Genomic DNA, 13,528 nt, shown 5'->3' with positions numbered 1-13,528 from the left:
GCGAACAGGATCTTCCTGATCATGCCCGACCTCCGGTTCAAGCCCCAGGCCGCCCAGAACACCGAGATCCCGCGCCCCAAGCGCGCCGAGGGTCAGTGGGCGCTCGGCTACTCCGAGCCGCTCAACAAGAACGAGCAGTCCAAGAAGGACGACGACCCGCTCAACGTGCGGGACCGCATCCTCTACACCTACTCCCGCCGCGGCTTCGACTCGATCGACCCCGCCGACCTGCGTGGACGCTTCCGCTGGATGGGCCTCTACACCCAGCGCGCCCCCGGCTTCGACGGCGGCAAGACCGCCCAGCTCGAGGAGGAGGAGCTCGACGACCGCTTCTTCATGATGCGGGTGCGCACCGACGGCCAGGTCCTCGACGGTCCTGCCCTGCGCGCGCTCGGGGAGTGCTCGACGGAGTACGCACGCAACACCGCCGACATCACCGACCGCAACAACATCCAGTTCCACTGGATCGAGATCGAGAGCGTCCCGGCCATCTGGGAGCGCCTCGAGTCGGCCGGCCTCACCACGCTCGAGGCCTGCGGCGACAGCCCCCGACCCTTCCTGGGCTCCCCCGTCGCCGGCATCGCCAAGGACGAGATCATCGACGGCTCCGAGGCCCTCGCCGAGATCAAGCGCCGGGCGCTGGGCAACCCCGAGTTCTCCAACCTCCCGCGCAAGTTCAAGACCGCGCTCACCGGGCACCCGAGCCACGACGTGGCACCCGAGGTCAACGACGTGTCCTTCGTCGGCACCGTCCACCCCGAGCACGGCCCCGGGTTCGACCTGTGGGTCGGCGGCGGCCTGTCCACCAACCCGATGCTGGCCCACAAGCTCGGCGTGTGGATCCCGCTCGACGAGGTGGCCGACGCCTGGGAGGGCGTGGCGGGCATCTTCCGCGACTACGGCTACCGCCGGCTGCGGTCCAAGGCCCGGCTCAAGTTCCTACTGGCCGACTGGGGCAAGGAGAAGTTCCGCGAGGTCCTGGAGAACGAGTACCTCCACCGGGCTCTCGTCGACAACCCGTCCCCCGAGGCACCGGTGACCCAGGGCGACCACATCGGCATCCACGAGCAGAAGGACGGCCGGTTCTACGTCGGGGCCGCACCCGTGGTGGGGCGCATCGACGGCACCACGCTGTCCGCGCTCGGTGACCTGGTGGACGCGTACGGCGCCCGCGGCGCCCGGCTCACCGCCTACCAGAAGCTGGTGGTGATCGGCGTCGCCGCCGAGGACACCGCCGCCTTCGCCGACGACCTGGAGAAGATCGGCCTCACCGCGCGGCCCAGCCCGTGGCGGCGCGCCACGATGGCCTGCACCGGCATCGAGTTCTGCAAGCTCGCCATCGTCGACACCAAGGAGCGCTCGCGTCGCCTGGTGACCGAGCTGGAGAAGCGCTTCCCCGAGCTCGACACCCAGATCTCGGTCAACGTCAACGGCTGCCCCAATGCGTGCGCGCGCACCCAGGTCGCCGACATCGGCCTCAAGGGCCAGCTGGTGATGGACGCCGACGGCCAGCAGGTCGAGGGCTTCCAGGTGCACCTGGGCGGCGCCCTCGGCCTGAACCCCGCCATGGGCCGCAAGCTGCGTGCCCACAAGGTGACCAGCGCCGGCCTCGACGACTACGTCTCGGCCGTCGTCTCGGCGTACCTCTCCGACCGCACCGACGGCGAGTCCTTCGCGGCCTGGGTGGCCCGCGCCGACGAGAGGCTCCTTCGCGGCGAGCCGGAGCCGGTCCTCGCATGACTGATCACCCCACGACATCGCTCGCTGCGCTCCCGATCCCGCGGGGACCCCGAAATGACTGAGCGCGCGGTCCCCTTCCACTGCCCCTTCTGCGGGGACGAGAACCTGTTCCCCCAAGAGGGCGCGGGTGCTTGGGAGTGCCGCTCGTGCCTGCGCGCCTTCACCGTGCAGATGACCGGCATGATCCGGCCCCCTGTCACGAGAGGAACACCGACATGAGCCTCTCCACGCGCGCCGCCCGCGACTTCAAGGGCACCCACACCGACGGACGTACGCCGGAGGAGCTGCGCGAGCTCGTCTCCCACGTCGGCGCCGAGCTCGAGCTCGCTCCCGCCGAGGTGATCATCGAGTGGGCCGTGGCTACGTTCGGCGACCGGTTCGCGATCACGTCCTCGATGGGCGACGCGGTGCTCGCACACCTGGCCTCGAAGGTCGCCCCGGGCATCGACGTCGTCTTCCTCGACACGGGCTACCACTTCATCGAGACCATCGGGACCCGCGACGCCGTCGAGGCGACCCTTCCGGTCAACCTGATCACCATCACGCCGACCCAGACGGTCGCCGAGCAGGACGCGGAGCACGGCAAGGACCTCTACAAGACCGATCCCGACCTCTGCTGCGCGCTGCGCAAGGTCAAGCCGCTCGCCGACACCCTCGCCGAGTACGACGCGTGGGCCACCGGCCTGCGCCGCGCCGAGACCCACAACCGGGTCATCGCGCCCGTCGTCGGCTGGGACGCCCGCAAGGGCAAGGTCAAGGTGTCTCCCCTGGCCCGCTGGAGCGACGAGCAGGTCGAGCGCTACATCGCCGACAACGGGATCCTCGTGAACCCGCTCGTGCACGACGGCTACCCCAGCATCGGCTGCTGGCCCTGCACCCGCCGGGTCGCGCCCGGCGACGACCCGCGCAGCGGGCGATGGGCCGGCACCACCAAGACCGAGTGCGGGATCCACGCATGAAGTCCCCCCACGACGTTCTTCTCCTCCGCTGCGCTCCCCCGAACAACGCCGCGGGGACCCCGAACATGAAGTCACCCCACGACGTTCTTTCCCCCAGCACGAGCGACAACGTCGTCGCACCCGCAGCACCCCCGAAGCACCACCGCACCACTACGCACGATCGGAGGCACCCCTGATGGCTGCTCCTGCTCTGGTTGCCCTGGCCCACGGAAGCCGGGACCCGCGCTCCGCCGCGACGATCAAGTCGCTGGTCGCCGAGGTCAAGGCCCTGCGCCCTGACCTGCGCGTCGAGACGGCGTTCCTCGACCTCTCCAAGCCGACGTTCGACACGGTCGTCGACCGACTGGTCAAGGCCGGCTTCGACGAGATCGTCGTCGTGCCGCTCCTGCTGACCGAGGCCTACCACGCGAAGGTCGACGTACCCGAGGTGATCGCGGCCGCGATGGCGCGCCACGAGGGGCTCAAGATCCAGGCCAGCCGGATCCTCGGCATGGAGACCGCCTTCCTCGAGGTGCTCGACGTCCGCCTGCGCGATGCCCTCAAGGAGGCGCGGGTGCGCGAGCTGGACGCCCTGGTGCTCGCTGCGGCCGGCTCGTCCGACCCGCTGGCCAACCAGTCGGTGGCCCGCATCGCCCGTACGTGGGGCGCCCGCCACCGCTTGCCCGTCACCGCTGCCTTCGCCTCGGCCGCACCGCCGGCCACGGGCGAGGCCGTCCGTGCGTTCCGCGCCGAGGGCAAGCGTCACGTCGCCGTCGCGTCGTTCTTCCTCGCCCCCGGCAAGCTGCCCGACCGGGCCAGCGAGCTGGCGATCGAAGCGGGAGCAGTGGCGGTCTCCGACCCGCTCGGAGCCCACCCCGCGGTCGCGCGCGCGGTCCTGGCTCGCTACGCGGTCGGCGCGGTCGAGCTGGTCCCCGTCTGAGCCGAGCTGTCGTCACTCAGGTGCTTGAGCGCCTCGCGGCGGGAGAGCCCGCTGAGCCGATCGGCGTGGGTCCGCACGAAGGTGCGGACCCACGCCGCATCCGTCCTGGCGTGCTCGCGCAGCGCCCAGCCGAGAGCCTTCCGGACGAAGAACTCCCTGCCGAACGCTGAGTCGTCCAGGTTGGCGACCAGCACCCGCCGCAACAGGTCGCTGTCGGTGCGCTCACGGTGCCGCAGCTGGGCCAGCATCGCCGTACGCCGGATCCACAGGCTGTCGGCGTCGACCGACCACGCGTCCATCAGCGGCGTGACGTCCGGCCGATGGTCCAGGAGGACCTGGCCGACCGGATGGGAGGCGATCTCGTCGACGACGTCCCACCAGGCACCGCTGCGAACGAGATGCTCCAGCAACGGCAGCAGGTCCGGGTCGAGCCAGCCCCGATAGGCCCGGTGCCGCAGGAGCGCGAGCGCGGCGTACCACTCCTCGCGGTGGGTGGCGTCGTCCCACAGCTCGAGGAGCGCGGCCTCCCACGAGCCTCGGTCGACGAACCGGTGCTCGACGAGGAGGGGCCTGAGCAGCGCCTTGAGCGCGGGCGCGCCGAGGCCGACGAACGGCAGCTCGGACTTCATGTACGCCTGCTGCTGAGCCGCCCTGTCCGGATCCCCCACCTCGGCGAGGGCCGCACGGACCGAGCCGACGTACGTCATCGCGCGGGTCAGCCGACGAGACGCTCGCGCAGGTGCTCGAGCTGGCGGGCTGGGTCCTCAGTGACTCCGCCGTGCACCGGCCCGGGCTGCAGGACGGTGCTGCGGGGTGCCTTGAGGAAGCCGAACCGCTGGCCGAGCGACTGGCGTGCGGCCTCGCCGGCGCGCTCGTCACCGCGGCACACCCGGTCGACGAACGTCAGCGCGTCGCAGACCTGGTCGATGTCGAGGTCGGTGTCCAGCACCCGCAGGCGGCTCGCGTCCACGCTCCAGACGACGTCGAGGAAGTCCGCGGCCTGGCAGTGCAGGACGACACCGACGTTGAGGAACTCCTCGCGGTCCGGTCGCGGCACGCAGCGCAGGACGACGTACTGGTAGCTCTGCCTCATCGCGTACCTCCGGGCAGCCACTGACGGGTGCCCAGGCGGGCGGTGAGGAAGCTGACGTAGGCCGATCGCAGCTCGTCCGGCGTCGCGGCGCCCGGCACCGGCTCGAGCCACACGTCGGGGACCTCGGCCAGGATCTCGGTGAACACGCTCTCGCTGAGGGCTCCCGAGATCTCGTCGTCGAGCTCGCGGGCTCGTCGGGCGCAGGCCTCGAAGACGTGGCCGCCCACGTCCCACGGCTGCGACGCGAACCTCGCCGGGTCGGTGACCCCCGATCGCCACCCGTGGTGGAAGTAGAGCGAGGCGCCGTGGTCGATCACCCAGAGGTCGCCGTGCCACAGCAGCAGGTTGGGGTTGCGCCAGGAGCGGTCGACGTTGGCGGCGAAGGCGTCCAGCCAGAGCACCTTCGCGCCCTCGTCGTCGGCCGCGGAGACCTGGCCGTCGACGCCGAAGGACCCGGGGAGGAAGTCGATCCCGAGGTTGGCGCCAGGGCTGGCGTTGAGCAGGTCCTGCACCTCCTCGTCGGCCTCGTAGCGTGCCAGCTCCGGATCGAGGTCGAGGACGACGAGCCGCGGGGTGCGTAGGCCGAGGCGGGTGGCGAGGTGGCTCACGATGACCTCGGCCACGAGGACCTTGGCCCCCTGGCCGGCGCCCCGGAACTTGCAGACGTAGGTGCCGAGGTCGTCGGCCTCGACGACCCCGGGCAGGCTGCCGCCCTCGCGCAGCGGCGTCACGTACCTCGTGACCGTGACGACGGGCAGTCCGGTGGAGATCACTGGACCGGGGCCTCCTGGGCCAGGCGCTCGGTCTCCGCCTCGACCTCGAAGTCGGCCTCGGGCCACTGGAGGTCGAGCCCGCGGAGGGTCTCCAGGAGGAGCTGGCCGACGGCCAGGTTGCGAAACCACTTCTTGTCGGACGGGATGACGTGCCACGGCGCGACGTCGGTGTTCGTACGCTCGAGCGCGACCTCGTAGGCCTGGCGGTAGGCGGACCAGCGCGCGCGCTCGTCGAGGTCACCGGGGTTGTACTTCCAGTGCTTCTCGGGATTGGCGAGGCGCTCGGCGAGCCGGGCCTTCTGCTCGTCGGCGCTGATGTGGAGCATGCACTTGATGATCGAGAAGCCTTCGTTGCTGAGGCGGGCCTCGAAGTCGTTGATCGCGGCATAGCGGCGCTCGATCTCCTCCGGTTCGGCGAAGGCACGCACCCGTGCGATGAGGACGTCCTCGTAGTGCGAGCGGTCGAAGACCCCGATGTAGCCCGCCGGCGGGAGGCCCTTCTCGATGCGCCACAGGAAGTCCTGGGCGCGCTCCTCGTCGGTGGGTGCCTTGAAGCTGGTGATCCGCACGCCCTGGGGGTCGACCAGCCCGATGGTGTGGCGCAGCACCCCGCCCTTGCCGCTGGTGTCCATGCCCTGGAGCACCAGCAGCACCCTGCGCTCCGAACCGACAGTGCGTTCGGCCCACAGCCGCTCCTGCAGGTCGGAGAGCTCGTCGGCCATGGCGGCGAGAGCCGCCTTGCCGTCGGCCTTCTTGCCGTCGAAGCCGGGCGCGGCGTCGGTGTCGACCGATGCCAGGTCGACCGGTCCCGGCGGCAGGCGAACGGCATCGTGGATGGCGGAGGTCGTCATGGCCACATCATGGCCCACCGATCATCCCAGGACGCGCCGTACGTCCAGGGTGCAGCCGACCACGGTCGCCGTCGTGCCGTCACTCTTCGGCTCGTCGAACCAGGTGCCGCGCTGGAATCCCGCCTTGTCGAGCATCCGCAGCGAGCTCTCGTTGCGGTGGTCGGGCGCCGCGAAGTAGGTCGCCGACCCGGGGAAGCGATGACGCGTGCGTGCCATCCACGCCCACAGCACGCGAGCGCCCAAGCCGCGGCCGACCCACTCGGGCTCGCCGATCGCGTAGTCCACCCCGACCGTGTCGGGGTCCGGGACCAGCAGCGGGAAGCCTGGCACGTCGCGGATGCGGTAGTCCTGGAGGAAGCCGACCGAGCGCCCGTTGACCTCGGCCACCCACATCCGGATCGGAGACCTGCCGTCGATGCGGGCGGCGTACTTCTCGGTGACCGACCGGAGGTCGGGCGGACCGTCCTCCGCGAACCAGGCCAGCACGTGGGCCTCGGCCCGCCATCGCGCGACGTCGGGCAGGTCACCGCGCGTCATCGCCCGAAGTGCCACCCGCAGGTCGTGGTTGACCTCGAAGTGCTTCGTCTCGCCCGACAGGTCGACCGCCCTCGGCTCACCCGGGATCGTCGCCGCGATGCGGGACGCGGCAGCGGCCCACGACTCGTCCCGTCGCACGCTGCCGGCAAGGGTCCGGTCGCCGTGGGTCACCGCCACGTGCACGGCGCCGGCCTCCATCGTCATCTGGGGGTCGTCATCAGTGGGCGAGGGCACCCGGGACGACCGGGGGCAGCACCGACCACGGGAAGTCGACCCACCGCTCGGTGGAACGCCATGCGTAGTCGGGCTTGATCACCGACTGGGGCTTCTCGTAGACGACCACCGTGCGCGCCTCGGCCACGTGTCCCTCGCAGAATTCGTGCACGAGCTCGAGGGTGCGGCCGGTGTCGGCGACGTCGTCGGCGATCAGCACCTTCAGGCCGGACAGGTCGATCGCGGCCGGGGTGGGCGGCAGCATGATCGGCACGTCGAGGCGCTGGTCCACTCCGGTGTAGAACTCCACGTTGATGACGGACAGGTTCTTCACGGCCAACGCGTAGCCCAACCCCATGCCCAGGGCCAGGCCGCCGCGGGCGATCGCGAGGATCATGTCGGGCACGAACCCCGAGTCCGCCACCTCCTGCGCCAGCTCCCGGGTGGCCGTGCCGAACAGGTCGTAGGTGAGGACCTCGCGCTCGTTGCTCACGGGGCCATCCCACCAGAGGCGGGCCGGGAGGGGGAAGTGGACGCGCTCAGTCGTCGCCAGGCGGATCCAGGACGTCGGCCTCGTCGAGGTCGCCCACGTCGGACAACGCCTCGCGGACGACCGAGAACGCCAGGCCGGCGGAGTAGCCCTTGCGGGCGAGGAGCCCGGCGAGGCGGCGGGTGGCGACCTGGGGGTCGAGGCCTCCCATCGAGCGCAGCTTCTTGTCGACCAAGGCACGGGCGGCGGCACGCTGGTCGTCCTCACCGATCTGCTCGAGCGCGATCTTGGTCTCCACGTCGTCGACGCCCTTGCGCCGAAGCTCCTGGGCGAGGGCCCGCGGCGCGAGGCCGCGGCTGCGGTGCCGGCTCTCCACCCACTGCCTCGCGAACGCCCCGTCGTCGATCAGGCCGACCTCTGTGAACCGGTCGAGCAGGCCGGCGGCGAGGTCGTCGGGGACCCCGCGCTTGCTGAGCTTGTCGGCGAGCTCCTTGCGGGTGCGCGCCTGTCCGGTGAGGGTGTCCAGCAGGATCTTCCGAGCCACCGCCTCCGGGTCGGCCTCGACCTCGGCGGCCGCCGCCTCCTCCCGCGCGACCTTGGCCGCTTCCCGCTCCTCCCACGTCCGGGTGGGGGATCGGCCGCCCGTGCGGCCTTGGCGGCGACCGGTCCGGGCGGAGCGCTCGCGCGGCGGATCGGCCGGCGTGGGCGGGGTCTCCCCCACCCACGCCTGCACACCCAGGCCGACGTCGCCGGCCCAGTCGGGCGCGGGTCGGGCCTCGCGGTCAGAAGTCATTGACCCCGATGGGCTCGTCGCTCAGGTCGTCGGCAGGCTTGTCGACGCTCGGAGTGACACCCAGCTTCTCCAGGATGAGCTTCTCGATCTCGTTGGCGAGGTCGGGGTTGTCCTTGAGGAAGTTGCGCGAGTTCTCCTTGCCCTGGCCGAGCTGGTCGCCCTCGTAGGTGTACCAGGCGCCGGCCTTGCGGATGATGCCCGCCTCGACACCGACGTCGATCAGGCCGCCCTCGCGGCTGATGCCCTTGCCGTACATGATGTCGAACTCGGCCTGCTTGAACGGCGGGGCCACCTTGTTCTTGACGACCTTGACGCGGGTGCGGTTGCCGACCATGTCGGTGCCGTCCTTCAGCGTCTCGATGCGTCGCACGTCGAGGCGGACCGAGGAGTAGAACTTCAGCGCGCGGCCACCGGTCGTGGTCTCCGGCGAGCCGAACATCACGCCGATCTTCTCGCGCAGCTGGTTGATGAAGATCGCGGTGGTGTTGGAGTTGTTGAGCGCACCGGTCATCTTGCGCAGCGCCTGGCTCATCAGCCGGGCCTGGAGGCCGACGTGGCTGTCACCCATCTCGCCCTCGATCTCGGCGCGCGGCACGAGCGCCGCCACCGAGTCGATGACGATCAGGGACAGCGCCCCGGACCGGATCAGCATGTCGGCGATCTCGAGCGCCTGCTCGCCGGAGTCGGGCTGGGAGACAAGGAGGGCGTCGGTGTCGACCCCGAGGTTCTTGGCGTAGTCGGGGTCGAGCGCGTGCTCGGCGTCGATGAAGGCGACGATGCCGCCCGCCGCCTGCGCGCTGGCGACCGCGTGGAGGGCCACCGTGGTCTTTCCGGAGGACTCCGGACCGTAGATCTCCACGACCCGACCGCGCGGCAGACCACCGAGGCCGAGGGCCACGTCGAGGGCGATCGACCCCGTGGGGATCACCTCGAGCGGGGCACGCGTCTCGTCGCCCAGCCGCATGACCGAGCCCTTGCCGAACTGCTTCTCCACCTGTGCGAGCGCGGCGTCAAGGGCCTTCTCGCGGTCTGCACCAGCCATGGCTGTGTCCCGTTCTCTCGTCGTGTGTGTCGGTACATCTGCGACGCTAGGGCGAGCCACCGACAGTCCCTGATCAGGACCGTCACCGGCTGTGGACCACCTCGCCCATCGTCGTACCTGTGGATGAACAGTAGCCCGAACAGGTGTTCGATGACAGGTCCGGGTGCGGCGTGTCGCCGTCCTTCCCAGGGACGCCTCAGGGCGTCGAGCGGGTCAGGCGTCCGGCCGCGACGACCGTGCCGGCCAGCAGGGCCGCGAACGCCGCGAGGGCCGGGTAGCCCAGTGCATCGACGATGACTCCGGCGAGTGCTCCACCGCCGGCGGCGGTCAGCGCCATCGCCATGTCGGACGTGCCCTGCACGTCGGTGCGCGCCTCGATCGGGGTGCGGTCGGCGATCACGGTCGAGGCCGCGACGGTCGCGCAGGACCAGCCCAGGCCCAGGAGGAACAGCCCGGTGAAGATCTGCCACGAGGAGCCCTCCGGCGAGAGGCCGCACAGCGCCAGCGACACCAGCAGGACCAGTCCCCCGCCGACCAGCACCGCGCTCCGCCCGAACCGGTCGGCGGCCCACCCGACCAGCGGCGAGAACGCGAACATGCCCAGCACGTGGATCGAGATCACGAACCCGATGACGTCCAGGTGCGCCCCGCCGTGCTCCATGTGCAACGGGGTCATGATCATCACTGTCACCATCGCCGCGTGGGCACACGCCATCGCCACGACCGCGGCCCCGACAGCGGGCACGTCACGGACCACCGCGACGAAGCGCCCCCACGAGCGGCCGCGAGGCTCCGGGCCGCTGGCCGGCGTGATCCCGGCCGTCTGCTGCGCCAGGAGGAGCGGGTCCGGGCGCAGCCTGACCCAGACCCACCCGGCGGCGAGGACCAGCACGACGGCGCCGATCGCGAACCCGCCCGTGAGCTCGGGGATGCCGAGCGAGCGCGCCAGCGACGCGCCGACGCCGGTGAGGTTGGGACCCGCCACCGCGCCGATCGTCGTCGCCCAGACCACCACCGACAGCGCCCGTGCGCGGTGCGCCTCCGTGGCGAGATCGGTCGCGGCGTAGCGCGAGCCGCTGTTCACTGCCGTCGTCGCGCCGAGCAGAACCGCACCCACGAGCAGCACGAGCATCGAGTCGACGACACCCGCAGCCACGGCGAGCACCGCTCCCGTGGCACCGATCAGGTAGCCGAGCGCGATGCCGACGCGACGTCCGCGCCTGCGCATCACCCGGGCCAGGCCGTACGCCGCCGCGGCCGTGCCGAGGACCTGGAAGGTCTGCGCCAGGCCGGCCATCGTCTCGCTGCCGGAGATGTCGCGCGCCAGCAGCGAGGCGGTCGCCACGCCGATCGTCACGCCGACGGCGCCGACGGCCTGGGACACGACGAGCGTACGGACGGTGTGGCGCTGGACGGCGTCGATGTCCGTGCGGGTGGTGGCCTCGGTCATGCGAGCTCGACGGGTGCCGAGCCGAAGGCGACGTTGAAGCGGTCACACCAGATGACGACCGACCTCATGCCCGCGATCCTCGCCGACGCCGGGACCTCGTAGTTGTGGTCGCCGTGCGTGGCCTTCAGCTCGCCGAGGGTGACCCAGCGGCCGTCGTCGTAGGACCCCCAGTCACCACCGCTCGGCTGGTCGCTGAGCCAGACGTGCAGGTCCGGTCCGTCGGACGTCGCCAGTCCCTCCACGCGGACGAAGCGGGTGCCGTCCGCGAGCTCGAGCACGCGCACCGATCCCGACGTCGCGTGCTCGGCGTCCTCGAACGAGCCGGTCGCCAGCACCTGGTCGTCCGGCGTCTGGGGCGACGTGGACCCGTCCGACCTCCCGTCCGCGGACGACTCGGCCGGCGCGCTGGGAGAGGAGCTGGGTGCGGCCTCGCTCAGCTCGCTGCTGGTGAACAGTCGCCACGGCTCGAACGCCCACGCCCCGAACGCGAGCGCGGCTGCCAGCGCGACGGCCAGCACCCACTTCATGGGCCAACCCTAGCCCCGGCGCTCACGACCGTCCGTTCACCGCTCGCTCTCGGGAAGCTCGAGCTGTCGCCGCACCGCGGCCCAGACCTGCTTGGGTGCGACGCCGGCGTCCAGCGCCTCCTGCGTCGTGCGTCCGTCCAGGTCGCGGATGACGGTGAGCTCGGCCCACGTGCGCGAGTAGCTCCGCCCCAGGGCGGCGTCCAGCCGTGCCCAGAACTCGGTGTGCCTCATGCGGCGACCGGTCCCCGCGCCGCCGTGAGCTCCAGCCAGGTCTCGCCGCGCTTGCCGGCCACCCCCGCCCGGATCGAGACGCCGGACCAGCCGGCACCGGCCACGACCGCCTCGAGAGCCGGGGCGCGCCAGTAGGTGAAGTGACGGGGGTTGCGGATCGACCCGTGGGTGGACCAGCCCTCACCGTCGCCCTCCTTGACGGAGAGCCGCAGCAGTCCTCCGGCCCGGGTCACGGCGGCGAGGCGGGACAGGACCGTCGACAGGTGGTGACGCGCGACGTGGAGCAGTGACGCGTTGGCCCACACCGCGTCGTAGGGACCCTGCGGCGAGGACACGTCGTCCACCAGCGGGTCGACGAGGTCGCAGGCGTGGCCCTGCTCGCGCAACAGCGCGACGAACGCCGGCGTGATGTCGGTGCGCCGCACGTCGAGCCCGAGCTCCTCCATCAGTCGGGCGTCTCGACCGCCGCCGGAGCCGATCTCGAGGACGCGCGCCCCGGTGCCGATCGTGGCCGCGAAGTGCTCGATGTCGGCTCGCACGGAGTCGGGGACCTGCGAACCGGCTCCGGCGTAGGCCGCGGCGTCGAGGTCGTAGGCGCGGACGGTGTCGTCGACTGCCTCGCTCACCGCGCCCCCACGTCGTGGAGGTGGTGGACGACGTCGTGCAGGTGGTAGCTGCCCAGGGACTCGACCGAGAAGACGTCACCGTTGGAGCGCATCCCCCGCCGGTCCCTCGTCGCCGGGGTGACGGTGGCGTAGACGCCGGCGACCGTCCCTGCGGCGTCGACCAGCTCCCCCGCGACCACCACGGGATCCTGGCTCGGGTAGTCGCTCTCGACCGCCGTCGCGTCCTGGTCCCAGTTGGCGAAGGTCGGCTCGTCCTCGTCGAGCATCAGCCGCAGCCGCTCGGCGAAGAGCCCGTGCACGTCACGCACGTGGCAGCCGTACTCCAGCGGCGACCAGACGTCCGGCGCGGGTCGTACGCCGACGTCGCGACGCGCCAGCACCTCCGACCACGTCGTCGCGGTGTCGCGGATCAGGCGGGGCAGGTCGTCCAGCGCCTGCTCCGCGGGGTCGAAGCCGCAGTCGGGGCAGGGACGGTCCAGGACCCAGGTCCAGTCCTTGGTGTCGGGCGTGATGCTCATCCCGTCATCCAACCAGCCCCACCCCGGAGGACAATGCGGGGAAGGGACATCCGTCGTGCACTTCCCGCCGACCTTCCGGGCCGCCCGGTGTCGAGGTGGCGCCGGCGGTGGCCTCAGCTCCCGGGCACTGCCCGGCCCTCCGTGTGGTGGCCGAAGGCGACCGTCGTGCAGGCCAGTCGCGCGCCCGCCGTCCCGTCGACCGGGTTGGTCGGGTTGGCGTGGATGACGACCGAGCCGGCCGTCCCTGCAGCGAAGGCCCAGGGAACCGTGGTCGTCGTGGTGGCGTGCCCCTGCGCGTCAGCGGTCACGTCCAGCCACACCTCCCGATCCCGGAGCGGGACGGCAGGGTCGGTGGAGTGCTGGTAGTGGCCCCCTGACGCCGCCGGGTTCGTCCCGCACGTGCCCGTGTGCACGTGGGCCCCGAAGGTGCGGCCGGGCGGCAGCCCCTCGACCATGAGGCGAACGCGGGTGGAGTCCCCGCGCGCCCAGGCGTGCACCTGGGTGGTGATGTGGCTGTACGCCGTGTCGTGGGTGACGGTCGGTCCGTGGCCGTGGTCCACCAGGACGACGGCGGCGGCCGCCCCGGCGGGGACTGCGACGACCACTGCCGCCACGACGAGCCCCTTCTTGAATCCGGACATGCGTTCCTCCTCGGTCGGGGCCCCGTGCGGGGCCTCGATGACAAGTGCCGTCGGGCGCGCCCAACGGTTCACGGGACCGGCGTGTCGGGGCCACACTGAACCGATCGAGGGGGTCGCCGGCACTA

At 71.5% G+C, this 13,528-nt stretch carries 17 protein-coding genes; 3 read left to right on the top strand and 14 right to left on the bottom strand.

The window, feature by feature from the left end:
- The first annotated feature begins 21 nt into the window (after positions 1-21).
- From J3P44_RS06945 to J3P44_RS06935, 3 genes are all read left to right on the top strand, one after another.
- A complete protein-coding gene (locus tag J3P44_RS06945; protein ID WP_255889541.1) occupies positions 22-1,740 on the top strand; it encodes a nitrite/sulfite reductase in 1,719 nt (572 codons plus the stop codon).
- 215 nt (positions 1,741-1,955) lie between these two features.
- Positions 1,956-2,699 carry a phosphoadenylyl-sulfate reductase gene (locus tag J3P44_RS06940; protein ID WP_255889540.1) on the top strand — a complete coding sequence of 248 codons (744 nt, stop codon included), beginning with the start codon at positions 1,956-1,958 and terminating at the stop codon, positions 2,697-2,699.
- A gap of 175 nt (positions 2,700-2,874) precedes the next feature.
- Positions 2,875-3,618: a sirohydrochlorin chelatase gene (locus J3P44_RS06935; protein ID WP_255889539.1), complete on the top strand. Its 744-nt coding sequence runs from the start codon at positions 2,875-2,877 to the stop codon at positions 3,616-3,618.
- On the opposite strand, the gene J3P44_RS06930 is transcribed toward J3P44_RS06935, so the two are convergent.
- From J3P44_RS06930 to J3P44_RS06865, 14 genes are all read right to left on the bottom strand, one after another.
- Positions 3,582-4,325 carry a DNA alkylation repair protein gene (locus J3P44_RS06930; RefSeq protein ID WP_255889538.1) on the bottom strand — a complete coding sequence of 248 codons (744 nt, stop codon included), beginning with the start codon at positions 4,323-4,325 and terminating at the stop codon, positions 3,582-3,584. The two genes, J3P44_RS06935 and J3P44_RS06930, sit on opposite strands and share 37 nt — an antisense overlap.
- 8 nt (positions 4,326-4,333) lie before the next feature.
- On the bottom strand, positions 4,334-4,711 hold the full coding sequence (locus J3P44_RS06925; protein WP_255889537.1) for a DUF3037 domain-containing protein: 378 nt from the start codon (positions 4,709-4,711) through the stop codon (positions 4,334-4,336).
- Positions 4,708-5,484 (bottom strand): HipA family kinase, encoded by a 777-nt coding sequence (locus J3P44_RS06920; RefSeq protein ID WP_255889536.1) that lies wholly within the window; start codon positions 5,482-5,484, stop codon positions 4,708-4,710. The genes J3P44_RS06925 and J3P44_RS06920 overlap by 4 nt, the downstream gene beginning before the upstream one ends.
- The gene (locus tag J3P44_RS06915; RefSeq protein WP_372496523.1) at positions 5,481-6,341 is read right to left on the bottom strand and encodes a PPK2 family polyphosphate kinase; all 861 of its coding nucleotides are present in this window, start codon (positions 6,339-6,341) and stop codon (positions 5,481-5,483) included. The genes J3P44_RS06920 and J3P44_RS06915 overlap by 4 nt, the downstream gene beginning before the upstream one ends.
- A 15-nt stretch (positions 6,342-6,356) precedes the next feature.
- Positions 6,357-7,076 carry a GNAT family N-acetyltransferase gene (locus tag J3P44_RS06910; protein WP_255889534.1) on the bottom strand — a complete coding sequence of 240 codons (720 nt, stop codon included), beginning with the start codon at positions 7,074-7,076 and terminating at the stop codon, positions 6,357-6,359.
- Between the two features lie 13 nt (positions 7,077-7,089).
- Entirely contained in the window at positions 7,090-7,578 is a 489-nt protein-coding gene (locus J3P44_RS06905; RefSeq protein ID WP_255889533.1) for a phosphoribosyltransferase, read from the bottom strand.
- A gap of 46 nt (positions 7,579-7,624) precedes the next feature.
- Complete coding sequence (locus J3P44_RS06900) at positions 7,625-8,368, bottom strand: regulatory protein RecX (protein WP_255889532.1); 744 nt, start codon at positions 8,366-8,368, stop codon at positions 7,625-7,627.
- Positions 8,358-9,410, bottom strand: coding sequence for a recombinase RecA (gene recA, locus J3P44_RS06895; protein ID WP_255889531.1), 1,053 nt, complete (start codon positions 9,408-9,410; stop codon positions 8,358-8,360). The genes J3P44_RS06900 and recA overlap by 11 nt, the downstream gene beginning before the upstream one ends.
- Positions 9,411-9,606: 196 nt before the next feature.
- Positions 9,607-10,860 carry an MFS transporter gene (locus J3P44_RS06890; protein ID WP_255889530.1) on the bottom strand — a complete coding sequence of 418 codons (1,254 nt, stop codon included), beginning with the start codon at positions 10,858-10,860 and terminating at the stop codon, positions 9,607-9,609.
- Entirely contained in the window at positions 10,857-11,387 is a 531-nt protein-coding gene (locus tag J3P44_RS06885; RefSeq protein WP_255889529.1) for a DM13 domain-containing protein, read from the bottom strand. The genes J3P44_RS06890 and J3P44_RS06885 overlap by 4 nt, the downstream gene beginning before the upstream one ends.
- Before the next feature lie 36 nt (positions 11,388-11,423).
- Positions 11,424-11,618: a DUF3046 domain-containing protein gene (locus tag J3P44_RS06880; protein ID WP_255889528.1), complete on the bottom strand. Its 195-nt coding sequence runs from the start codon at positions 11,616-11,618 to the stop codon at positions 11,424-11,426.
- Positions 11,615-12,244: a class I SAM-dependent methyltransferase gene (locus tag J3P44_RS06875; RefSeq protein WP_255889527.1), complete on the bottom strand. Its 630-nt coding sequence runs from the start codon at positions 12,242-12,244 to the stop codon at positions 11,615-11,617. Before J3P44_RS06875 ends, J3P44_RS06880 begins: the two co-directional genes overlap by 4 nt.
- Positions 12,241-12,762, bottom strand: coding sequence for a DinB family protein (locus tag J3P44_RS06870; RefSeq protein WP_255889525.1), 522 nt, complete (start codon positions 12,760-12,762; stop codon positions 12,241-12,243). The genes J3P44_RS06875 and J3P44_RS06870 overlap by 4 nt, the downstream gene beginning before the upstream one ends.
- Positions 12,763-12,875: 113 nt before the next feature.
- Positions 12,876-13,403 carry a superoxide dismutase family protein gene (locus tag J3P44_RS06865; RefSeq protein ID WP_255889524.1) on the bottom strand — a complete coding sequence of 176 codons (528 nt, stop codon included), beginning with the start codon at positions 13,401-13,403 and terminating at the stop codon, positions 12,876-12,878.
- Positions 13,404-13,528: the final 125 nt, after the last annotated feature.

Source organism: Nocardioides astragali (assembly GCF_024436375.1).
Taxonomy (GTDB): Bacteria; Actinomycetota; Actinomycetes; order Propionibacteriales; family Nocardioidaceae; genus Nocardioides; species Nocardioides astragali.
This window is presented reverse-complemented; position numbering and strand designations above follow the sequence as displayed.